A 21,932-nucleotide genomic window follows, 5' to 3' on the forward strand; every position below is an offset into this window, starting at 1 on the left:
CCTGAGCCTGAGCCTGAGCCTGAGCCTGAGCCTGAGCCTGAGCCTGAGCCTGAGCCTGAGCCTGAGCCTGAGCCTGAGCCTGAAAAGAGTGTTGAGCCGGTCGAGCCGCCCGACAACCCCGTGGAGCAGGAATCCAGCTCAAAGAACGGCAGCACGCCGGAAGCCAGCAATGAGACCCAGAATGTCACCATCGGCGGTGGCGACCAGGCCGAGGAGGACGCCTACCTGGCGGAACTCCAGCGCCACCTGGCACAGCACTATGAATACCCCCGGCGCGCCCGGCGCCTGGGTCAGGAGGGCACCGTCAGCCTGACCATCGGGTTCAACCGTGATGGCTCACTCAACCGCACGGAACTGGTGGACAAAAGCGGGTACGGCATCCTGGATGAAGCCGCGGTGGAGATGCTGCAACGGGCGGAACCCCTGCCACGGGTTCCCGATAAGATCGAGGGCGACACCTTCCGGCTGCAGCTCCCGATCCGTTTCCAGATGCGGTGAACCAGGAGCGGCCGAAGCCGCTCCTGGAAGGGCTCACTCAGTTGAGCGTCTGGTACACCAGGCCGGAGACACTGGACTGTTCGGAGTCGGTGACCACCTGGTAGGTGTCACCGCTGCCCCAGAACTTCCACCACGGGCGTTCCTCGTAGGTCTCGGTCTGGAAGTTGACGGACACCCCGGACACACTGAACCCATTGTTGGCGTAGGTCAGCGTATTGCCGGACTCGGTGTTGATCACCTGGCTGTGATCCACCTTCTCTCCCATCAGTACCGGATAGTGGTTGTAGTAGAGCCCGGAGGGCGCACTGACGCTGGTGCGCTTGCCGTCCAGTGCCACATTGCTCACGCAGCTTTTGTAGCTGCCCACCTGGGTACCGCCGCAGGTGGAATGCAGCGCCACAACACCATCGTCGATGCCCGGCAGGAAGGGCCCGGTCAGCCCCCCGTAATTGCTGCCTCCGCCCACGAATCGCAGCCGCGGCACGCTGTTGGGTGAGGTCGCAATATTGCGTGCGACTGCGGGCTGCAGGTCCCTCAGGACACCAAGGTTTTCCGGGGTTGGCGTGGTGCCCAGGTAGGCGGTCACGGCCAGCTTGGCCAACTCATCCCCGAAACTGTCCGCATAGGCCGCATTCACTGCCAGGTCCGCCAGTTCGGAGCCACCCCCGGCGCCGGCAAAGTCCAGCGCCGCGATCACGTTGAGCGGCTCAAGACCCGCATTGCTCAACCAGCGCGCCTGGTTGTCCAGCACATAGCGCCCTACCAGATCCCCGGTGGAATGGGTCACGACAATGCAGCCCTCACTGCACAGCCCCTGCTGGGAAATCTCCACCAGCTGGTTGAACGCACGTTCAGCCGTACGACCCTCAACGCGCTCGTGACTGCCCCAGTCAATCCGCGCCTCCGCACGTGATGCCCAGAACGCCTGCCAGTAGGCATCGCCATTCTGCTCAATCTCCTGCTGGCTCGTCGGGTTCTCCGCAATGTCATCACCCTGGAGTCCATGGATCAGGATCACGTTCTTGCCGGCAAGCTGGGCCTGCGCGCCGCCGGCAAACGCCAGCGCCATGCCCAGTGCCGTAATCTTCAGGCCTTTCATGATGTTTCTCCTTTCCGGATCTTTCGTCTTGTTGTTGTACTGCATAACCCTTTTATTGTTGTGCCTTCCCTGTACCCGGCGAGCCTATGGCTCGATTTCCTCAGCGGCATTGCGCAGGAACTCGAGTCGGGCCTCGCGCATGGGATCCTGGTAGTCCTCCTGGCTGTAACGCTCAAACGGAGCGCCCTCAACGTCGTGACGCTCTTCCCCGGTGGGGCCGAAACGTGTGCGGTCCCCCGGCCTCGCCGGCAGCTGGCGCAGACTCAGATCGCCCAGCTGGTAGGGGCCTTCATCGCCTTTCGCTTCCAGAGCCTGGCGGTGAATGCGAAGCTCCGCCGTGCCCTCCAGTGAAGAGAGCCGGGTTTCGTGCTCCACGTGCACCAGGGGCTTGCCGGATTCTGTATAGAGGTTGCCCGCGATGGCGTAATCGCCACTGGTTTCAACGGCCACTTCAACCGGGATCACCAGGTGGGCGCCTTCCACCCGGCTTGCGTCCACGCCAATAATATCCCCCACGGGCGCGTGGTAGCGCAGCGGCGCCACCGCATCCACCGGCTCACCCCGGAAGTCACCGGAGACCATCAGCATCAGCTCCATGGGCCACTCTTCCACGCTCGAGGTGCCTGGGGACACGCTCAGGCGTTGAGCCCCGGAACCGGCTTCCAGGGACTCGCGGTGGAGAATATCGCCCGCCTCATTCCGCAGAGTGACCTCATCCAGGGAAATCCCGGAGGCGCCGTTACCGCCAACACTCACCTGTCCGGTAATGGGCTCGCCATGTTCGAAATGGAGCCGATCCAGGCTCAGGCTGATGGTGGCGCGCTCACCGTCGTCGGTGGCAACCGGCACGCGAACCGGGCTGTAGCCGTTGTAGCGGTAGTCCGAAACGGCCTGTTCATCGATGGGGAAGGAATAGGGAGGGTATCGGGAACCCGCCTCGTACTGGTCGGCAATGCGGGCAAACTCGCCTTCCAGACGCCGGGCGACGGGCGAACCGGACTCCGGTTCGGCTGAACCGCCCGGCTCCGGCACGGACGAAGGGCTGGGCTCCGGAGGTTGCGTGACCGCGACCGGCTCCGGAGCGGATTCCGGCATGGCCGTGGTAACGGCGTACAGCCCCGCAATCACGGCCAACAGAACCGCCAGTGCCACACCACTGGCCACAAACCATCGCCCCATACCGTTCTCTCTGTCTGTTGTTGTTATTAACGGGCCTTAATTCCAGACCCTAAAACGGTATGGCCAGCGTGGCTAACAGACTTTTGCATTATGGGACAGGGATCACGTTCCGGCCATCAGCCACAGGGGCACTGGGGAAGAGAAGTTCCGTCAGATACTGAAGGCGGCCCGGAACCCGCTGACCCATTCGGGTACACCCTCGGTGGCGGGTTTACGGATCACCCTGGCGCCGGGCAGATGCAGACGGGCATCCGGGTCCACCACGCTGACCGGCACCCCGGGCTCCACGAACTGGACCAGCGAGGCGGCCGGGTAAACGTTCAGTGATGACCCCACCACCAGCAGGTGATCGGCGCGACTGACCAGTTGCGCTGCTGTTTCCATGGCCGGTACCGCCTCGCCGAACCAGACCACGTTCGGGCGCATGGGATGGCCCCGACTGCAGGTGAGATCCGGGCTCAGATCCTGCTCCCCCAGTTCGAGCACCTCCTCCGGATCCACGGCACTGCGGGCCTCCATGATGCTGCCATGGAGGTGCAGCACATGGGAGGAGCCGGCGCGCTCATGGAGGTTGTCCACGTTCTGGGTCACCACACTGACCCGGCAGCGGTTCTCAAGATTCACCAGCGCCTCGTGGGCCGCGTTGGGGCGGGCCGCCAGGACCTGATGGCGACGCTGGTTGTAGAAATCCCGCACCAGTTCCGGATTGCGCGCCCAGGCCTCGGGAGTGGCCACATCCTCAAGATCCACCTGTTCCCAGAGCCCGCCCGCGTCCCGGAAGGTGGACAGGCCGCTCTCGGCGCTGATGCCCGCGCCGGTCAGAACCACAACGTGCTCGCTCAGCCGGAAGGATGAGTCAGTGCCTCTGCGCCACATGGGACCTCCTGTTGCATTACACCCCGTTGGACCAGCACCAATGATGCCTGAGCCAGCGCCCTGGTAAAGCCCTGTCACGGGTAATTCGCATGAGCAAATTCCGGTTCCCGTGCTATCTTGAGCGGTATCAATTTTCCCTCAGAGGTATCAGGCATGCGGCAAAATCTTCCAGTTACCGACAGAGAAGTACCGGTACAGGAAGACCGGCCCCTGATTTCCGCGACCAATGACCGGGGCGTGATCGAGTACGTCAATGAGGCCTTCATTGAGGTCAGCGGCTTCCCGGAAGATGAACTGCTCGGCCAGCCCCACAACCTCATCCGGCATCCGGACATGCCGCCAATGGTCTTCGAGCACATGTGGGGCCACCTCAAGGCGGGCAAGCCCTGGATGGGGCTGGTCAAGAACCGCTGCAAGAACGGCGACTTCTACTGGGTCAGTGCCTATGTGACCCCCATCCGCCGTGATGGCCGGATCGTCGGATACGAATCGGTGCGTGCCAAACCGGAACGCGAGTGGGTGGAGCGGGCAAGCCGGGTCTATGCCCGGCTCAATGCGGGCAAACGGGCTGTACCGCTCACACTGGAGCTCAGGGCGGTCTGCATGCAGAACCTGCCGCTGGCCCTTGTGGCAGGCGCTTCACTGGTACCGCTGGGGCTTGGGCTCGGTGCCGGGGCTGTTGCCGGTGCCACCCTGGCAGGACTTGCCGCTGGTGCGGCCTGGAATCGTCAGCGCCTGCAGGAGCGCCTGAAGCAGACCCTGGCACTGCGACCTGACGCCTTTGCCGATCCGCTCGTAGCCACCACCTATTCGCCCCGGGGCAGCGGCCTGCGCGAGCTGGATATGCTGATGATCAGCGAAAAGGCCAGGCTGATCACCGTCCTCGAGCGGATGGAAAACTTTGCCAGCCAGTTGTCCGCCAAGGCGGCCCAGGGGCATCAGCTGATGCAGACCAGTCGCGACCAGATCCGCAACCAGCGTGGTGAGACGGACCAGACCGCCTCGGCCATCAACGAGATGACCGCCTCCATCAGTGAGGTCTCCCAGAGTGTCGGCCAGGCGGCGCAGCAGGCGGATGAGGCCAACACCGCCACCGGCGAGATCACGCGCATCGCGGGCGAGAACTCCCGCGTTATCGGAGAGCTGACCGGCAGTGTCGATAACGTCGCCCAGACCGTGAACCAGCTGGGCGAGGCCACGGATGAGATCGGCTCCGCCGCCCAGCTGATCACCGACATCGCGGACCAGACCAACCTGCTGGCGCTGAACGCGGCCATTGAAGCCGCCCGTGCGGGCGAGGCCGGACGCGGCTTTGCCGTGGTCGCGGATGAAGTGCGCAACCTGGCCAGCCGCACCCGCGAATCCACGGACCGCATCCACCAGATCATCGACAACTTCAAGCAACAGGTCCAGGCCTCCCTGGAAGCCACGGAGAACAGCCGCAGCATGGCCCAGCAGGGGCTTGATGCGGTTCAGGATACCGAGACCAAAGTCCAGGAGGTGGCGGGTTACATCGACACCATCGCTTCCCAGACCATGCAGATGGCCTCCGCGGTTGAAGAGCAGAGCCAGGTGGCGGACCAGATCAATCAACAGATCACACGCATCGCCGAGCTGGCGGACCAGACCACCGGGCAGGCGGACCAGACCGCGGAGGTCAGCTCCGACGTGGAAGGGCTGGCCGAGGATCTGCACGTACTGGTGGACCGCTTCCGATCGGGTCAGGACAGGAGCAGGTAGGCCCCCGGCATCGGTTCCCACAGGCGCGGGAAGCGCCCATAATGGAATCGTCTGATGGGAGGCTCAACCGATGACAACTGTATTCAGAGTGGTCACACTGGCGGTACTGCTGGCGATGGTCACAGGCTGCGCCCGTTATGCCGTTACGGATTACGACAGCAACGCCGGTTTCGACCGCTACAGCAGCTACCGCTTTGCCGAGCGTGATGAGAACGCCATTCAGGGCCTGGACGCCGCGCGCATCGAACGGGCCCTGGAACAGGCACTGACCGGAGAAGGCTTCACCCGGGCGGATGTGGAGCCGGACGTGCTCGTGCGTTACCGGATTGAGGACGAGGTAAGGACTGAATCACGGGGGCCCAGCCTTGGCTTTGGATTCGGGCGCAGCCCCTTCACCTTTGGCGTGGCCCACAGCCCGGTTCAGACCCGCGAAATACGCGAAGGCCAGCTGGTGGTGGAGATGGTGGACCCCACCATTGATCAGGTGGTCTGGGAAGGAAGAGGCCGGCGTTACCTGAGTGAAAACCAGGATCGGGAAGAGCGTACCAAGCTGATTGACCAGGTTATTGAGGCCATGTTCGAACAGTATCCGCCTCAGCCCTGATCGCCCCCAGCCGCTCCATCAGGTCCTCGACGCCACCCAGGGCCATGGGGCGGGCCAGCAGGAACCCCTGGATCCAGTCACAGCTGGCGTTCTCCAGGATCGCCCGCTGTGCCTCCGTCTCCACACCCTCAGCGATCACCCCAATGCCAAGGGTATGGGACAGCTGGATGATGCCCTCCAGAAGGTGACGATCCCGCTCGTTACCCGCAATCGGGTCCACAAAACTCTTATCGATCTTGAGAATATCCGGAGCGAATTCACGCAGGTAGTTCAGGCTGGAGTAACGCACGCCGAAATCATCGATGGCGATCTTCGCGCCGATGCTGCGCAACCCCGCGAACAGCCGGCGGGAATAGGCCGGCTCCTCCATCAGCGAACTCTCCGTCAGCTCAAGCTCCAGCATGCCTTCCGGTACATTCCAGGCCTCCATCAGCCGCCGCGTTTCCGTCAGCAGGTGTTCATCCTGCAGCTGCCGCGCCGACACATTGACCGCCAGCACGAAATGATCCGGCAGCCCGCGCCCGCGCCAGTCGTGGATGCAACGGCAGGCCTGTTCGATCACCCGCACCCCCACATCCACGATCAGGCCGGTCTCCTCGAGAAGGGGAATGAACTCCCCTGGTGAGATCATGCCGTGCTCGGGATGCTGCCAGCGCAGAAGGCACTCGGCACCGTCCATGCGGGTACCCTGGACATTGAACTGGGGCTGATAGTGCAGCTCAAACTCCTGGTTCTCCACCGCCCTGTGGATATCCGCCTCGAGCCGAAGGCGTTCGGTGGTGGCAGGATTGTCACTCTCGTCGAAGTAGGACCAGTTGTTGCGACCCTGGCGCTTGGCACTGTACATGGCCACATCCGCACTGCGGGTGAGGCTTTCCGCATCGCCGCCATCCCGCGGGAACAGCGCCACGCCAACACTGAGGGTCAGGAAGGAATCCTCCCCCTGGAGCCGGTAGGGCCGCGAGAGATCATTGATGATCGGGCGCAGGATGGTTTCGCGCTGTTCGGTATCCGGACGACGGGAAAGCAGCACCGCGAACTCATCCCCACCCAGCCGGGCCAGAAAACCCCGCCCCTCGACGACGCTCTGGAGCCGCCGGGCCACCTGGCGCAGCAGTTCGTCACCCGCGCTGTGACCCAGTGAGTCATTGATGTACTTGAAGCGGTCCAGATCCAGAAACAGCAGGGAAAACGTCAGGTTGTTGCAGGTGGCGTCCTGACACTGCTGCTCCAGCCGTTCATGGAAAAGATAACGGTTGGGCAGTCCGGTGAGACGGTCGTAGTAAGCGGCTTCGTAAAGGGCTTCCTGCTGATGGTGCTGCTCCGTGATGTTCTCAGCTACCCCGACCATCCGGACCAGTTCACCCTGTTCGTCACAGATCGGGTAGGCACGGTCCTCAAGCCACAGCCAGGTGCCATCCGCATGCTGGACACGGTACTGCTGTGTGATGCTCTGGCAGCTGCGGATGATGTGTTCCAGCGTGCTGGTAACCCGCTCGCTGTCCTGGGGATGGACGCTTCGAAGCCACAGGTGTCGATCCTCAAGCAGGTGTTGCGCGGGCAATCCCCAGATGGATTCGACCGCCGGAGACACATAGCTCAGGCGCTGATGCACAGGATCCCAGATCCAGAACACCTCCGGGATATGTTCTGCCATCTCCTGGAACCGCGCCTCGCGCTCCACCGCCTCACGGCTTATACCAGCAATGGCCGCGTACAGACTCCGCATGGCCAGGTAAAGGAGCACCCCTGTCAGGGCAATGTAGAGCACCCCTTTCCAGGTCTGCAGGTTTCTGGCTGTTTCAGGATCCTTTACCAGGGTGGCCAGCCAAAGGTCACTGAACAGGATCCAGCTGGTTCCAAACAGGACATACAGGACCACGATCAACAGCGGCCCCCGCTGCAGAAGCAGGGGCCAGTGGTAACGGATGTCATTACTCCGGTTAAGGGGTCCGGACCGCTTTGCCATCAACGCTCTCCAGCGTCATTGCTCACTCGATACCAGGTCTCAGGTCCACCCAGGAGGGGTCATGGTCCGAGGCTCGCCAGGGTTCCTGCGCGGAGACGGTCAGCGACTCCGGCAACCCATTGCGTTCTTCCCTGCTGTAGTGGAGCAGCGGCGGTTCATCGGCATTGATAGGCTGGATGCCGGCCGCCTCCACGGTAACCTCTGATTCTCCTGCCAGTAGAATATAGTCCAGTGTTCCCGACTGTGCCCGGTAGATGTAACTGCTGGCCGGGTTTTCATGACGATCCAGAAGAATATTGCGGTATCCGGCCTGCTCCAGCAGCGACAGGGGGGTCTCCCGCGCATAGGCGTTGAGATCGCCCACCAGAACAACGTTTGGCGCTTCCATCGGCTCCCTGAGCTGCTCCAGCCACTGGAGCAGGCGGCGGGTTGCCGCATTCCGGTGGGCGCTCCAGCAGCCCTCACCATCCCCCTGCGCCGCGTTGCGGCCACTGGCTTCACCGCAGCGCTTGCTCTTGAAGTGGTTGACCACCACGAGAAACACAGCACCGGATGCGTGATGACGAAAGCGCTGGGCTACGGGCGGGCGACTGCCCTGGTTGAAGGGAGGCGAGCGCAGAACCTCCGGCTCGCCCACAGGCCCAACCCGTTCGCTGCGCCAGGCGAGGCCCACGGCGATGGCATCATCACCCGGCCGGCGCTGCGGGCGTGCATACTCCCAGCTGCCCTCAAGATCGGCCGTGAGGGAGGCGATGGCACTGCCTTCCCCGGTACCATCGTTCTCCAGCTCCACCAGCCCGATGATGTCCGCCGCCAGCCCATCCAGTGCCGTCACCAGGCGCTGGTGCTGGGCCTGCCACGCCGCCGCGGATTCCGCGCCACGGGCAGAGGGGAAACCGCCGCCCCTGCCATCACCGTTGAAATAGTTCTGCAGGTTGAAGCCCGCCACCCGGATGATGCCGTCCTCCGGCCGTTCGAGCGGCTCCGGTGGGGGATTCAGCGTCCGGACCGTCGGTGCCGTTGTGGGCTGGAGCCGCCAGTCGCCATAGCGGTAATCGAGAACCCCCTCCACATCCTTCAGCGCGTCCCCCACGCGCAGCCGCCGGTCGGCTTCGTAGTGACGCAGCACCCACTCCGGAAGGGCGGAGAACTGGCTACGGCTCCCGTCATCCAGCAGCAGGCTGCGTTCCTGGTTGCGCTCGGCCACCTGCCGTACCGCCTCACCGGGTTCCGCAACCTGGGTAGGCTGGAACAGGCGCCCGTCCGCCAGGGTGATCACGCCGTAACGCGCCAGCCCATAGAGTCCGGTAATGGTGGCCCCGTGCTCCAGGCGGACCCTCATCCCCTCGCGCGCCTCCTTCCCCTCGCTGTCCAAGGGAAGGGACAACGGCGCGGCTTCGGGCAGCCCCGGGTCGCCGCAACGGGCCTCGATGCGGGCCTCGGAAAGCTGGGTCATGCCGTGGTATTCCCCGGCTTCACCACGCACCCGAAGCCGCTCTCCCGGTGACACATCCGCTCCGGGCGCGTAAATGAACAGGCCTCGGGACGCCGGCCCCTGAGCGGACGCCCGCGTCTCCTGCTGGATGAAGTACCCACCCAGTTCCTCACGGGCGCTGAAATCCGCCGTGACAATGCCTTCCGTCAGCACGGTGCGACCGTCCAGTGGCGTGACCGCTGCCGTGCCCTGGATACGCTCCACCGCTGTAACCGCTCCGTGGCAGCCCGTTTCACCCGCCGCCGGCAATGGCCAGAACCAATAGCTGAGAGCGAACCAGAGCGCTATGGCCACTAACACCAGCCATACCGGCACCCACCTGAGGCTGTACATCGACGTGTTCCCTCCCGCTGTAACCTGTGGACAACCCCTATGGGTGAACCCAGCTCCCCACAGTAGACTAACAGAAGGTCGATCACGGATGCCCTGCAGGATTTTAGTCCTCCAAGGCACAATGATGCCGATCGGATGCTAAAATACCGCGTGCACAAATATGAGCAGGCAAATTAATGGATGGTAGGATGGCAGGCAGCCAGCCCAAGCGGAGTGCCGATAACATGAATAACCGTCAGTTCCCCTTCAGTGTCGCCCGCATTGCCCGTCGCTGGCGCAAGCTGCTCGACGAGCGTCTCAAGGATCTCGGTGTCACACAGGCACGCTGGAGCACCATGGTCGCCCTCCACCGTGGCGGCGAAGGGGTAACCCAGCGGGAGCTGGCGGAGTTGATGTCCATTGAGAACCCCACGCTGGTACGGCTGCTCGACAACCTGGAATCCCAGAAGCTGATTGAGCGTCGCCCCTGTGAGCAGGACCGCCGGGCCCGCCGGCTGCACCTGACCGACCGCGGTGAATCCTTCATCCAGAAGCTTGATGAACGGGCCGAAGGCCTCCGTGAGCAGCTGCTGAGTGGCATCAGTGACGACGAGCTGGCAACATGTCTTGATGTGTTTGAACGCATCCTGGCCAACGCCGAAGCCGCGAGTACGGATCAGCAGGATCTTGCTGTCACTGACGAATCGAAATAGTCTCCCCCGGACCCTTGGCGCACTCTGCCTGTGGGCGTTCACGATCGTGCCGCCCGCCAACGGGCAGGTTCATGAGTGGCAGCCCGGCGACACCATCATCGGCAAACCCACCTGGGTCACCACAGCCTACGAGGACACTTTCGCCGGTATCGGCGAGAACCGTGGTTTCGGTTTTCTCGAGATGGTGCGCGCCAATCCGGACGTGGATCCCTGGCTGCCCGGGGACGGCACCCGCATAAGGCTCCCTTCCCGCCGGATTCTGCCCTCGGGCCCCCACGAGGACATTGTCATCAATCTTGCCGAGTTCCGGCTCTATCATTTCCGGGACGACCAGGTGGTGACCTACCCGGTGGGCATTGGCAACTCCAGCACGCCCTCACCACTGACCCGGACCAGTGTGCGCATGCGCCTGGAATCCCCTGCCTGGTACCCACCCGAGTCCATCCGGGAGGAAGCTGCCGAGGAGGGCCGCAAACTGCCGGCAGAGATCCCGCCAGGCCCCTCCAACCCCCTCGGGCCCTTTGCCCTCCAGCTGGAGGAGGACGGCTACCTGATCCACGGCACCAACAAACGCTTCGGGGTTGGCCAGCGGGTGAGTCACGGCTGCATCCGGATGTTCAATGACGACATCGAAGAACTGGTCTGGGCCACGCCCAAGGGCAGTGACGTGCGGATTGTTGACGAGCCCGTGAAGGCGGCCGTTCAGGGCAATACCATATGGCTGCAGGTTCACGGGCAGAAAGAAACCCTCAGTGAGGCGGACCGCGACCGGCTGTGGCGGCAAGCGGAAACAGCCCTGGAAGGGATCCGGAGGAATGAGCCCAGGGTTGAAATCTACCGCGGCCGGGTGGAGGACGCCGTTGAGCGGGCCAGCGGCCTTGCGGTCCGGGTCGGCATGGTCGTGGACAAGGCGCCGGGATGGCGCTACTGGCGCTCCAGCAGGTAGTCCAGGCTGGCGCCGTAGTCCGGGGCAAAGACTTCCAGGAAATACGCCACTTCAGGCAGCGCCTCGGCTTCCAGCCGCGAGCGGATCTGCCTGGCCGCCTGCTCGAACTCCCGGTTGCCCGCCCGCAGCTCCGCCTCGCACTTGAGCAGAGCGGCCAGCCGGTCCGCCGCCTTGATCAGCTCCGCCGTGCTGTCACTCCAGCTGCTTTCTTCCAGGTAGGGCGCCAGCGCCGGGCGCAGTGTCTCCGGCAGCAGGTCCAGCAGCTCCTTCTGGGCCCGGTGCTCAACGTCCGCAAAGGCCTCGCGCATGACGCTGGAGTAGTACTTCACCGGTGTCGGCATGTCACCGGTGATCACCTCCGAGGCATCGTGATAGAGAGCGGCCGCGGCAATGGCGTCGGCGTTGACGTTCCCGTCGTAGTGCGTGTTGCGGATGGTTGCCAGAGCGTGGGCCAGGACCGAGACCTCCCAGGAATGCGTGGCCACATCCTCCTCAATGGCGTTGCGCATCAGCCCCCAGCGTCGGATCCAGCGCAGGCGGCCAAGGTAGGCGAAGAAGGGACTGGTGCGGCGTGCCATGATCCGGTAACTCCATCAAGCGGTGGTCGTTCACGGCGCCATTATACGGCCATGAAGCTGGCACCGGGCAACGCCGGCGCGAACGTGTTAGTGTTCTGGCGACAACACTCAGGAGGTAAACCGTGGACATTGGCGACATGCGCCGCGATTTTGAAAGCGAGGGGCTGGAGCATGAGCAGCTGGACGACTGCCCCTTCCGCCAGTTCGAGCACTGGTTCGCCCAGGCAAAGGAGGCGGGCATCGAGGACGCCAATGCCCTGACACTGGCTACCGCGGATGCCCAGGGCTGGCCCACCGCCCGCACCGTTCTGCTCAAGTACTTCGATGCCGCCGGCTTCGTGTTCTACACCAACTACGGCAGCCGCAAGGCCAGGGCGTTGGAAGAGAATCCACGCGCGGCCATGCTTTTCCCCTGGGTGGTGCTCAACCGGCAGGTGACCATTGAGGGCGCTGTGGAGAAGGTGAGCCGGCAGGAGTCACTGAAATACTTCACCTCGCGCCCCGAGGGCAGCCAGCTGGGTGCCTGGGTCTCCCATCAGAGCGCGGTGATCGAATCCCGCCAGGCGCTGGAGGCAAAGCTCCAGAGCATGAAGCAACGCTTCCGCCAGGGGCGGATCCCGCTGCCGGATTTCTGGGGTGGCTACCGGGTGATCCCCGAACGCATCGAGTTCTGGCAGGGCCGGCCCAGCCGGCTGCATGATCGTTTCGAGTATCGCCGGGAAGGTGATGGATGGCGGATCCAGCGTCTTCAGCCGTAGCGCCACCGCAGCTTTTCAGTGGGCCGCCCGGCAATGGTGAGCAAGTCTCGCTGAATGCCGCGGAAAAGGCTCGACTCGACGCCATGGCGGACGCCGGACGCCGGAGCACCTACGCGACGGCCCGCCTGCTATGGCGCCAGGGGGCCCGGCACTTCACCCGGACCCATGGACTGGCCTGCCCGGATTTCAGCCAGCTCCCGGCCGGCGGTGCCATCACCCCCGCTGATGCCGGCTTCAGGAGCAGCCTCTGCCACACCCAGACCCTGGTGCTGGCGGCATTCAGCCCGGGGCCCATCGGGGTGGATGCCGAGCCGGTGGATCGCCAACCGCCCTGGCAGGCGCTCGCCCGGCGCTGGTTTGCAGCCCCGGAAACGGATTGGCTTCGGGCGCAGGACCAGCCTGAAGACGCCTTCCTGACGCTCTGGACCCTGAAGGAAGCCTGGATCAAGGCCACCGGGCGGGGCATTGCCGGCAATCTGCAGGCACTGGTGTTCGACCCTGAGCGCAACCGGGTTGTTCTTGACCGGCCGGGCCCAGCCTGGCGCATAGCCACCACCACGGTTCAGGGCCACCGGCTGTGCGTGGCCTGGCAGGGGCATGCAATGCCCGAATGGCGACATGACGGGGTAATCCGTGACGCGCACTGGCACTTACACAGGGTGGGGTCAGCATGAAGAATGTGACGGAACGCAGTGACGGGCGCTGCCCCTGGTGCGGCGATGCGCCGGATTACATCGAGTACCACGACCGGGTCTGGGGCCGTCCTGTAACGGACCGGAACGAGCTCTTCGAAAAACTCTGCCTGGATGGCCAGCAGGCCGGGCTGAGCTGGCTGACGATCCTGCGCAAGCAGTCAGGCTACCGACAGCGGTTCGAGGCATTCCAGCCCGAGCGTCTGGCCGGCTGGGGCGAGCCGGAGATCGAAGCGGCTCTCTCGGACACCGGCATTGTCCGCAATCGCCGCAAGGTTGAGGCCATTGTCGGCAACGCCCGGGCACTTCTGGCCATGGAACAGGATGGCGAGGCCTTCAGTGCCTTCCTGTGGTCGTTCGTGAACCATCAGCCGATCATCAACGAATTCCATCATGTGCAGGAAATTCCGGATGAAACCGCGGAGTCCAGGGCCATGTCCCGGGCGCTGAAAAAACGGGGCTTCCGCTTCGTCGGCCCTACCATCTGCTATGCCTTCATGCAGGCGGTCGGCATGGTCAATGACCACCTCCTGGGGTGCCCGGTCCGGGAGGAAACCGTCGCCCAGAGCCGCGGGGTGGCGCTGTGATCACGGAATTCGCGGCCGTCGCGGCCGGCAGCGCGCTGGGCGGGCTCTGCCGCTTCCACCTGACGGGCTGGATTGACCGGCGCACCCACACGCCACTGTCCTTCGGCACCCTCGCGGTGAACACCCTTGGGGCCTTTGTCCTGGGGCTTCTGGTCGGCACCCTTGGGGGCGCGACGGAACAGCCCGTGACCGCCGCCCTGGCCATGACCGGCTTCTGCGGAAGCTTCACCACGGTATCCTCCTGGTCCCTCCAGACCATCACGTTGGCGCGCACGCACCGGGCTGCAACAGCGGTGTTCAACCTGGCTGCCACACTGGTGGCCGGGCTGGGCGCGGTCATTCTGGGGCTGGCGATGACAGGAGGCTGGCAATGAACCAGGCGATCACCAGCCTCTGGGTGGCTCTGGGCACGGCACTGGGCGGTGTCCTGCGCTACGGGGTGGACCGGTTCCTGCTCCCGGAGGCCCTGCTTCCGTGGAGCACCCTGGTCGTGAACACCCTGGGCTCCCTTCTCATCGGCTGGATTGCCGGACGCGCTACCATACCCTCATCAAGGCTCGCGCACGCCAACCTCCACGCGTTCCTGGTGCCCGGTTTCTGCGCCGGGCTCACCACGTTCTCAGTGTTCAGCCACGAAACCCTTGTCCTTCTGCGTTCCGGCGCAGTGGCGGCTGGTACTGCCAATATCACGGGCACGGTCGTACTGATGCTGATCGGCTCCGCCCTGGGGCTGGCGGCAGGCCGGCGGAACATGACAGATCACACAGACTGAGGGCACGGGCAAACCAGATACCACCACGCCATCGTATCTCTCAATACACCACAGGGCATGATGGGACCCGGTTATGCGTATTCAGCTACCCGCTCTCCGCGACGCGGCACAACGTGTCGAGTACACCGAAATCCGTTCACTGGAAGGCCAGTTCTACATGATCCGTGTGCTGCTGGACGGTCAGCAGCTGGTTCTTTCGGACGACCATAACACCACCATGCTCCTTCCCAGCATCCCCGCCGCCAATGAACTGCTCGACGAGGCGGGCATTGCCACCCGGGAACTGGTCCATGATTCGGCCTACAACGAAATGGTCGGTCTGGATGAGGTGGGCATTGATCCTCTGCGCATCCCCACAGGGAGATACCGCTGATGCTTGCAATACGCCCGCTTGCATTCACCTTCGGTCTAGCGGGGCTGATTCCCTTCGTAGCCACGCTTGCCATCATGGTGTTTTCCACCCATCACGGCCCGCTGGGCACCCAGCTCTTCTACCTGTACAGCGCGGGGATACTGGCGTTCCTCAGCGGCGTCTACTGGCCTGTAAGCATGCAGATGGGGGAGCACAGCTATCCGCTGTCCCCCATCCACGCCATGTTCCTGAGTCAGGTGTTCTTCGTTTCCGCGGGGCTGACGCTGCTGCTGGACTGGCACTTACAGGCACTGATCTTCCCGGTCCTGTACATCCTTCTGTGCCTTGCGGACTGGTTTACCCTGCCCGGCTACTGGCCGCGCTGGTACCTCAATCTCCGGCTTATGCTGACAACGGGGGTGGTGGCGTGCCAGGCAGCGGCTGCCACCTGGCTCTACCTGGTGAACTGAGGCTGGGATTCAGTTGCCGGCCACATCCGCAAACAGGGCGGCATGCTCACGCAGCTTGCTGAGTGCGCCCTTTTCGATCTGGCGCACCCGCTCACGGCTGATGCCCAGCTCCTCGGAGATCACCTGAAGCGTTTCCGGCTCGTCCCGGTTGATCCCGAATCGCCGACCCAGGATATCCGCTTCGCGTTCACGCAGCAGGTGGAACAGATCCTTCAGCAGGCGCGCCTGATCCCGTTCCTCCAGAGGCGATTCCCCTTTGTTGCCGCTTTCATCGGCAAGGGTGTCGCCCAGTTCCAGATCCCCTTCACTGGAAATCGGCGTGGCGGTGGAGACCTCCGGACGGGCAAAGCCCAGCAGTTCATCCACGCGCTCCGGCGTGGTTCCGGCCGCCTCCGCCAGCTCATAGCGATCTGGCTGGGAACCGGTTTCGCGCTGGAGACGGGCCTCCACAGCCTGCAGGCGGCGGATCTCATCCACCACATGGTCGGGCGTACGCACCACACGGCGACCGCGCTTGATGGCCCGCTTGACCTCTTCGGAGATCCACCAGTAGGCGTAGGTGGAGAACTTGAAGCCACGGATCGGATCAAAGCGCTCCACGGCCTTGATCAGGCCCAGGTTGGCCTCCTGGATCAGATCCGGCAAGGGCAGACCCCGGCCCTGCTGGCCCCGGGCGATGTACACCGCCAGCCGAAGGTTGCTCTGGATGAGTTCACGCCGCCACTTTCGCAGGTCCGCCAGATGCTGGCGTGCCTGCTCGCTGAGCGAACCGCTGTGAGCTTCCACCCGGGCAAGCACTTCCCGGATGGTGAGCGCTTCCAGTTCGGGTTCCGCGATTTCCGCGAGCAGACCGCGAAGGGTCTGTTCCAGTGACTGCCCCAGGTCGCGTTCCGCTTCCCTGCCGAGAAGCGAAAAGCGATGGGCATCCCGGAAATAGTGACCGACGACGGAAGCTGGCTCCTGATCGTCGAGCCCTTCCGGCTCGGCTGACGCCGGTTCCTTCCAGGTTTCCGTCGTATCGGCCCTGACGTCGTCAACCAGCTCACGGTCACGCTGTTCCATCGGGTTTAACAGCGTATCCATAGTATTCCCCTGGTTGATGGTTCTATCTGTATATACTGTATGCGGTCGTTTATGGATGACTCAATGCGCCCGCGAGTGTTACAGGGCGGAAGGGCGGGAGCCCCTGTCAGACAGGGGCTCTGAAGCAATAGCAGCGTCTCATCACAGCCATTGAGACAGCCAATCAGGCCGCAACAATGGCGTATTCGTGCTTATGGGGCTCAATCAGCTTACCGTGCAGGGTAGCGATGGCACGCTCGTAGTCACTTTCCTCCACCACGAACTGCATGTCCACCTGGCGCATGCACTGGTGCATGGCCAGCACCGGGATCTCCGCATCCTGCAGGGCGTTGACCGCCGTGGCCAGCAGTCCTGGCACCTGCATGTCACTGCCAATGGCCGACACCATCGCCACCTTGCGGGTGGAGATCTCCGCCGACGGAAAGACTTCTTCCAGCGCTTTTACCAGCCGCTTCACGTTACGCAGCGAGGTATCCACATAATGCGTGATGGTGTTGGCGTTGGTGTCCTTGCTGATGAAGTGCACCTTGAAGCGCGACAGGATCTCCAGGAACTTGCGGTCCGCCCCGGGCTCGCCGAGCATGTCCTGGTCAAATACCTCGATACCAAAGACGTGCCGCATGCCGGCCACGATCTCAACCTGTGGCTTTTCGCTCACATAGTCGCGGGTGATCAGGGTACCGGTGTGTTCCGGTTCGAAGGTATTCTTCAGCCGCAACGGAATATCCGCCTGGCGCATGCCCTTGGCCGCGCGCGGGTGAATCGCTTCCATACCCAGGTTCGCGAGCTGGTCCGCCACGTCGTAGTTGGTGCGGCCCAACGGCACCACCTTTTCCGCATCCACGATCTTGGGGTCGGCGGAGCTGAGATGGTACTCCTTGTGGATCACCGCCTCCTTCGCTTCGGTCATGCACGCGATCCGGGAGAAGGTCATCTCGCTGTAGCCGCGGTCGAAGGTGCGCATCAGCCCTTCCTTGCACTGCGCGTAACCGGTCACGATCGCCAGCTCGCGGCTCAGGTCGATCTTGTCGAACGCCTGGGAGACCTTCTCATCCAGCGGCAGGGTTTCGGTATCACGCCAGCCCGTCAGGTCCACCAGCCGGGCGTTGTAGCCCTCATTCTGCAGCAGCAGCGTGGTGTTGAAGGCACTGTGGGCCTCACCGATGCCGGCGAGCATCTCGCGCACCGTCAGCAGATGGTCCTCCAGCTGGAAATGGCCGTAGGAGCACAGCCGCTGCAGGTCGAGCAGGCAGTTGCGCACACCCTCGATGCGCTCAGCGATGAACTGGTCGGCCTGCTGGCTCAGCAGCTCATCCCCAAACAGCTCCTCATTGATCTCGCACAGGTATTTGGAGAGTTTGGTGAGCTCATCCCCCCAAGCCCAGTCGGAGTCGGACTGGGAGAACAGGGCATAGACCCCTGCGTCGCCGCTCTTCTTGTGCTCCAGAAGCCGGTCCGTGACGCCGCCATAGGCGGAGACAACGAAGATGCGATTGTAGACATCGCCTTCCTCGCGGTTGGCGAGAATGATGTTGTCGCGAACGGCGGTATAATCCGACATGGACGTACCACCGATTTTTTCTACCGTATGTTCTGCCATAGTACCGTTCTTAGGTTGATTCTGACTTTGCGCCCCGGAACCGACCGGTTTTCCTGCCAACCAGTGTAGCCGGCACCGGAGCCGTATGCTGTTTCAGTGAGCGTTCACGTCGAAGGGCCCGATCCGGAACAGGATCTCGGAATCGTGCTGCCCACCGAAATGGGCCTCACTGTCAAAGAAAATGGAGTGCTGTGTCTCCGCGCCCAGATCCCGTGCAAAGGAACGGAACAGGCCCCAGGAGGCCTCGTTGTCCTCGGTGATGGTGGTGTCCATGAAGCAGACGTTGCGGCAGGCCGGGCGCTCCACAATGAAGCGCAGCATGCGCTTACCCAGCCCGGTGCCACGGGCTTTCTCATGCACCGCCACCTGCCAGACGAAAACGGTGTCCGGCTTCGTGGGTGGAATGTACGCGGAAATGAACCCCACCAGCTCGCCGTCAAGCTCGGCGGCCACGCCGGTCTCGGCAAAGTGGGAGCACTGGAGAAGGTTGCAGTAGATGGAATTGGGGTCGAGCGGCGGGCATTCGGCAATCAGCCGGTGTAACCGGTAGCCGTCTGTGTCCGTTGGTTGCCGGAGCTCGATTGCCTCCGCCCTGGAGGTCTCGCTGGTCATTCGGTCTGAGTTCACCCAACCATCGGAGCTGTGCCCGCTGTTCTGGCTGAGTGCCTTTGCCGTTGATTTTAGAGGCTTTTTCCAAGCCCTGTATGGGATAATACGTAGTCCATTATAAAGGCTGGCTGGTGAAAATGGAACCAGCCCGGTTTTTAGGGCGCTACAGCACTGTCCAGAATCCCATCATCTTGGCGTAACAGACCTACTTCTAAGACGTCCAGATCCGAAAGGCTGCCTGCGAGGCATCCGACCGGCAGTCACTGCCGCATCCCTTTGCCCATGCCTGCTACCCGGAGCACGGCATCCCCCTGATACTCTGGATTGTCCGGATCCACGGCGGAAATCTCCACGAGAGCCTCTGCACAAGCGCCATGATCGGTGGCGATACCGTACACCGGGGTATGAGCCTGGGGATGCTGCTGGGGGCAATACAGCCTGTTGATGGATCACTCAGAAAGGGCCTGGTGCACCATGAGTCGATCAAGGCAGACATCAAAGGGTTTTTGTGGACATGGCGCTGTCCAGCCAGGGTCACCTGGCCGTCTGACACGCCCGGTAAGCCCCGGGCGTCATCGATGCAGCTACTTCACTTTAAGCGTGCCGGTCATGCCCGCCGCCGCGTGGCCGGCAACGTCACAGATGAACTCATAGCTGCCGCTCTCCCCCACGGTGAACGTGATGGATTCGTTCTGATCCGCGCCGATCGTCTCCGTGCCCGCATTCAGTTCAGGCACTGTGAAGTTGTGCCCCATGGCGCCGGTGTTCTCAAAATTGACCGTAACTTCAGCTCCTGCAGGAACCTCGATGGTGGAAGGCTCGAACTGGAACCCGGGTTTCGCCTGGATGGTTACGTCCGCCGACTCCGCAGCCAGGGCGATTACAGGGAAGCCCAGAAGCAGGGCACTCAATTGCTTTCCAAACGTTCGTACTCTCATTAAGAAACCTCCTGATCATGAAACCGGATCGGGAATCTGGCATCCGGTACATGAACGACACTGTAATGAGGCTGGCGTTACTGTGTCCCAAAGCGGGGCAGCCGGGTTACCCCGGCGGCCAAGAGAGCAAAACCGCAGAAGAAGGTGACCATCATGAAGAGGACGACACTCATTACAACAACGCTGTCCGCCGCCATCATCGGCGGCTGCGCGAGCCAGCCGGACATCACAGGCGCCCTCGACGAACCGGAGGTCGTGACCGTCAAACAGGACCCTGGAAAACTGGTCTACTGGGTCAAACCCGGCCCGCGCATCAATCTCAGCGAAGAAGTCTTCGGCACGCCGGACAACCCGAAACGTGGCGACATGGAAGCCTATGTCGAAAAGACAGATCTCGGCCCCATCAAACAGTTGCTGCGGGATATGCCGGCGCTGGTGTCAGCCCCGGAAGAAGCACGAGAGACCAATGAAGCCGGCACCCGGTACACCGCCTTCAACCAGCCTGGCCCCTTCGGCAATAACGCCCAGCCCCTGCCCATGGCCGAGGGCAGCAATGGGTATCTTGAGGCGAGGATGGTCAACAATGTCGAGGTGGACCAGCCGGGAGGCCCCTTCAGTGCCGCCGATGAACTGGAACTGGAGACGGAATTCCACGACCCTGACGGCAACCACTACCGCATCGACATGCAGACGCTGGTCCAGCCGCCCATTCCCGGGTACGACACCGGCGGCGGTGTGGTGGTGGATACCGAGCTCCACGGGACAACCGGTATCGGCACACCCCTGATGCCCAGAGAGTACACCCATGGTGCCTTCTGGGGCTTCGGTGACCTCTATGTGAATGGTGAGAAGAAGGGCACCTGGATGACGCACCTGATGACCACCGAAATCGTCCGGAAGAACGACTATTCGCTGGCCATTGACGAAGAGCTCCCGCTCCCCGCGGAAAAACGGCCCATCTCGTCACAGCCCCATCACACCCACCTGATCATGCTGCCGGTTGAGCCCTACAAGCCCATGCCGGTCCTTGGTCCGCTGCTGGGACTGGGCCCGACCGCACCACGGCATGCCCCGGTTGAGACCGCCTACGAACTACCCAATGGCGGAACCCAGCCCTTCATCCACATGATGTTCGAGCAGGACTCGATCACCGAGGCGGACAACGTGTCGCTGGATTTCGTTCGGGACGATGAGCCCAAAGGTTCCTGATCAAGGCACCCTCCAACCCAGCCCTCCTCAGGGAAGTGATATACCGGACTTCCCGGGGAGGGGGTTATGGGAGCTGGACTTCCCTAATTCGGAGAGTCCTTATGCCAGGCTCCGCCGTAACAAAATCCACTGCCGGATGTCTTCGATGTATAACTCGTAATAAAAGCCCACCATTGCTTTTACACCAACGACAAAGCACCCGGAGATTCCGCATGATGAACCGACGGACCATTATCGCGCCTTTCATGGGCTTGCTTATCGTCACCGCCCATGGCGCGCTGGCCGCGCAGACCGCTCTTTCAGTTATGGCGAGTTGATCGCAACCTATCAGTTCTGATGTCGCCAACAACAAGCACATGACGCAATCACGCAGGCCAAGAGACATCAAACGGGCGATCGGCTGGCGGGGAGCGAGCCTTTGCGGAGTAACATTGGAACTCTTCCTGTGTCGGTATCACTGGAGTCATACCAGAGGGAGGTCTCTCATGATCCTCCGAAATACGCTTTACATCTTTTTGTTCCTCATCATTGGGGCCGTCAGTACGGTGAGCATCGCGGGAACAGACCGGGAGGTGGTCATGTTCTCCATTGACTACTGCCCAAGCTGCGAAGCGGCGAAGCGCTTTTTCAGCGAACACGGCATCGTCTACAGCGAGTACAACCTGAATGAATCCGCCAAGGCCAGGACCACATTTGAGCGTCTTGGTGGGCGGGGCACGCCACTGCTTTTTCTTGAGGGCAAGACCATGAACGGTTTTCACCCGCAGCGCTTCCGGCAGTTCTGGCGAAAGGCCACGGGCGAAGCCCTTGAAACGAAATGAACCACACCGGAAGGTGGGATATGACTATTCCG

General features: G+C 62.7%; 24 protein-coding genes and 1 pseudogene. 15 read left to right on the forward strand and 10 right to left on the reverse strand.

What is annotated here, in order from left to right:
* The coding region (locus QZ501_RS07135) for an energy transducer TonB (protein WP_295718356.1) at positions 1-498 on the forward strand (498 nt) is incomplete at its 5' end.
* Between the two features lie 37 nt (positions 499-535).
* Here QZ501_RS07135 and QZ501_RS07140 read toward each other — a convergent pair.
* From QZ501_RS07140 to QZ501_RS07150, 3 genes are all read right to left on the reverse strand, one after another.
* Positions 536-1,597: a hypothetical protein gene (locus QZ501_RS07140; RefSeq protein ID WP_151440277.1), complete on the reverse strand. Its 1,062-nt coding sequence runs from the start codon at positions 1,595-1,597 to the stop codon at positions 536-538.
* A gap of 84 nt (positions 1,598-1,681) precedes the next feature.
* Positions 1,682-2,776: a hypothetical protein gene (locus QZ501_RS07145; protein WP_295718361.1), complete on the reverse strand. Its 1,095-nt coding sequence runs from the start codon at positions 2,774-2,776 to the stop codon at positions 1,682-1,684.
* A 150-nt stretch (positions 2,777-2,926) separates the two neighbouring features.
* A complete protein-coding gene (locus QZ501_RS07150) occupies positions 2,927-3,652 on the reverse strand; it encodes a Sir2 family NAD-dependent protein deacetylase (RefSeq protein WP_202405546.1) in 726 nt (241 codons plus the stop codon).
* Positions 3,653-3,805: 153 nt separating this feature from the next.
* Here QZ501_RS07150 and QZ501_RS07155 point away from each other — a divergent pair, with 153 nt between their 5' ends.
* A complete protein-coding gene (locus QZ501_RS07155; RefSeq protein WP_160898131.1) occupies positions 3,806-5,392 on the forward strand; it encodes a PAS domain-containing methyl-accepting chemotaxis protein in 1,587 nt (528 codons plus the stop codon).
* A gap of 70 nt (positions 5,393-5,462) precedes the next feature.
* Positions 5,463-5,996: a DUF4136 domain-containing protein gene (locus tag QZ501_RS07160; protein ID WP_295718364.1), complete on the forward strand. Its 534-nt coding sequence runs from the start codon at positions 5,463-5,465 to the stop codon at positions 5,994-5,996.
* Here QZ501_RS07160 and QZ501_RS07165 read toward each other — a convergent pair.
* A complete protein-coding gene (locus tag QZ501_RS07165) occupies positions 5,956-7,965 on the reverse strand; it encodes a GGDEF domain-containing phosphodiesterase (RefSeq protein ID WP_295718367.1) in 2,010 nt (669 codons plus the stop codon). The two genes, QZ501_RS07160 and QZ501_RS07165, sit on opposite strands and share 41 nt — an antisense overlap.
* 22 nt (positions 7,966-7,987) lie before the next feature.
* Entirely contained in the window at positions 7,988-9,793 is a 1,806-nt protein-coding gene (locus tag QZ501_RS07170; RefSeq protein WP_295718369.1) for an ExeM/NucH family extracellular endonuclease, read from the reverse strand.
* Positions 9,794-10,017: 224 nt separating this feature from the next.
* Between QZ501_RS07170 and QZ501_RS07175 the strand changes: the two genes are divergently transcribed.
* Positions 10,018-10,485 carry a MarR family transcriptional regulator gene (locus QZ501_RS07175; protein ID WP_151440265.1) on the forward strand — a complete coding sequence of 156 codons (468 nt, stop codon included), beginning with the start codon at positions 10,018-10,020 and terminating at the stop codon, positions 10,483-10,485.
* 46 nt (positions 10,486-10,531) lie between these two features.
* On the forward strand, positions 10,532-11,431 hold the full coding sequence (locus tag QZ501_RS07180) for a L,D-transpeptidase family protein (RefSeq protein WP_295718371.1): 900 nt from the start codon (positions 10,532-10,534) through the stop codon (positions 11,429-11,431).
* On the opposite strand, the gene yfbR is transcribed toward QZ501_RS07180, so the two are convergent.
* The gene (gene yfbR, locus QZ501_RS07185; RefSeq protein WP_095616038.1) at positions 11,410-12,009 is read right to left on the reverse strand and encodes a 5'-deoxynucleotidase; all 600 of its coding nucleotides are present in this window, start codon (positions 12,007-12,009) and stop codon (positions 11,410-11,412) included. The genes QZ501_RS07180 and yfbR overlap by 22 nt on opposite strands.
* A gap of 122 nt (positions 12,010-12,131) precedes the next feature.
* Between yfbR and pdxH the strand changes: the two genes are divergently transcribed.
* The 7 genes from pdxH (at position 12,132) to QZ501_RS07220 (ending at position 15,640) form a co-directional block, all read left to right on the forward strand.
* Positions 12,132-12,767 carry a pyridoxamine 5'-phosphate oxidase gene (pdxH, locus tag QZ501_RS07190; protein WP_295718373.1) on the forward strand — a complete coding sequence of 212 codons (636 nt, stop codon included), beginning with the start codon at positions 12,132-12,134 and terminating at the stop codon, positions 12,765-12,767.
* On the forward strand, positions 12,740-13,441 hold the full coding sequence (locus tag QZ501_RS07195; protein WP_295718376.1) for a 4'-phosphopantetheinyl transferase superfamily protein: 702 nt from the start codon (positions 12,740-12,742) through the stop codon (positions 13,439-13,441). The genes pdxH and QZ501_RS07195 overlap by 28 nt, the downstream gene beginning before the upstream one ends.
* Positions 13,438-14,046, forward strand: a complete 609-nt coding sequence (locus tag QZ501_RS07200; RefSeq protein ID WP_295718378.1) for a DNA-3-methyladenine glycosylase I — start codon at positions 13,438-13,440, stop codon at positions 14,044-14,046. The genes QZ501_RS07195 and QZ501_RS07200 overlap by 4 nt, the downstream gene beginning before the upstream one ends.
* A complete protein-coding gene (locus tag QZ501_RS07205; protein ID WP_295718380.1) occupies positions 14,043-14,420 on the forward strand; it encodes a CrcB family protein in 378 nt (125 codons plus the stop codon). The genes QZ501_RS07200 and QZ501_RS07205 overlap by 4 nt, the downstream gene beginning before the upstream one ends.
* Positions 14,417-14,818, forward strand: a complete 402-nt coding sequence (locus QZ501_RS07210; protein ID WP_202405548.1) for a CrcB family protein — start codon at positions 14,417-14,419, stop codon at positions 14,816-14,818. The genes QZ501_RS07205 and QZ501_RS07210 overlap by 4 nt, the downstream gene beginning before the upstream one ends.
* Positions 14,819-14,891: 73 nt before the next feature.
* Positions 14,892-15,191, forward strand: a complete 300-nt coding sequence (locus QZ501_RS07215) for a DUF6482 family protein (protein WP_295718382.1) — start codon at positions 14,892-14,894, stop codon at positions 15,189-15,191.
* Positions 15,191-15,640, forward strand: a complete 450-nt coding sequence (locus tag QZ501_RS07220) for a DUF3429 domain-containing protein (RefSeq protein WP_151440251.1) — start codon at positions 15,191-15,193, stop codon at positions 15,638-15,640. Before QZ501_RS07215 ends, QZ501_RS07220 begins: the two co-directional genes overlap by 1 nt.
* Positions 15,641-15,649: 9 nt before the next feature.
* Here QZ501_RS07220 and QZ501_RS07225 read toward each other — a convergent pair whose 3' ends face one another.
* From QZ501_RS07225 to ectA, 3 genes are all read right to left on the reverse strand, one after another.
* A complete protein-coding gene (locus tag QZ501_RS07225; protein ID WP_295718386.1) occupies positions 15,650-16,723 on the reverse strand; it encodes a sigma-70 family RNA polymerase sigma factor in 1,074 nt (357 codons plus the stop codon).
* A gap of 163 nt (positions 16,724-16,886) precedes the next feature.
* Positions 16,887-18,323: an aspartate kinase gene (locus QZ501_RS07230; protein WP_095616044.1), complete on the reverse strand. Its 1,437-nt coding sequence runs from the start codon at positions 18,321-18,323 to the stop codon at positions 16,887-16,889.
* A gap of 93 nt (positions 18,324-18,416) precedes the next feature.
* Positions 18,417-18,935 carry a diaminobutyrate acetyltransferase gene (gene ectA / locus QZ501_RS07235; RefSeq protein WP_151440249.1) on the reverse strand — a complete coding sequence of 173 codons (519 nt, stop codon included), beginning with the start codon at positions 18,933-18,935 and terminating at the stop codon, positions 18,417-18,419.
* A 260-nt stretch (positions 18,936-19,195) separates the two neighbouring features.
* On the opposite strand from ectA, the pseudogene QZ501_RS15095 reads away from it, so the two are divergent.
* A pseudogene (locus QZ501_RS15095) lies at positions 19,196-19,357 on the forward strand (ADP-ribosylglycohydrolase family protein); the annotation flags it as partial.
* Positions 19,358-19,516: 159 nt separating this feature from the next.
* On the opposite strand, the gene QZ501_RS07240 reads toward QZ501_RS15095, so the two are convergent.
* On the reverse strand, positions 19,517-19,870 hold the full coding sequence (locus QZ501_RS07240) for a cupredoxin domain-containing protein (protein WP_160898139.1): 354 nt from the start codon (positions 19,868-19,870) through the stop codon (positions 19,517-19,519).
* 153 nt (positions 19,871-20,023) lie between these two features.
* Here QZ501_RS07240 and QZ501_RS07245 point away from each other — a divergent pair, with 153 nt between their 5' ends.
* Positions 20,024-21,079, forward strand: a complete 1,056-nt coding sequence (locus QZ501_RS07245) for a hypothetical protein (RefSeq protein ID WP_295718390.1) — start codon at positions 20,024-20,026, stop codon at positions 21,077-21,079.
* A gap of 485 nt (positions 21,080-21,564) precedes the next feature.
* Positions 21,565-21,900 (forward strand): glutaredoxin family protein, encoded by a 336-nt coding sequence (locus QZ501_RS07250; RefSeq protein ID WP_295718392.1) that lies wholly within the window; start codon positions 21,565-21,567, stop codon positions 21,898-21,900.
* Positions 21,901-21,932: the final 32 nt, after the last annotated feature.

The organism is uncultured Halovibrio sp., assembly GCF_913056445.1.
In the GTDB taxonomy this organism is placed as follows: Bacteria; Pseudomonadota; Gammaproteobacteria; order Pseudomonadales; family Oleiphilaceae; genus Halospina; species Halospina utahensis_B.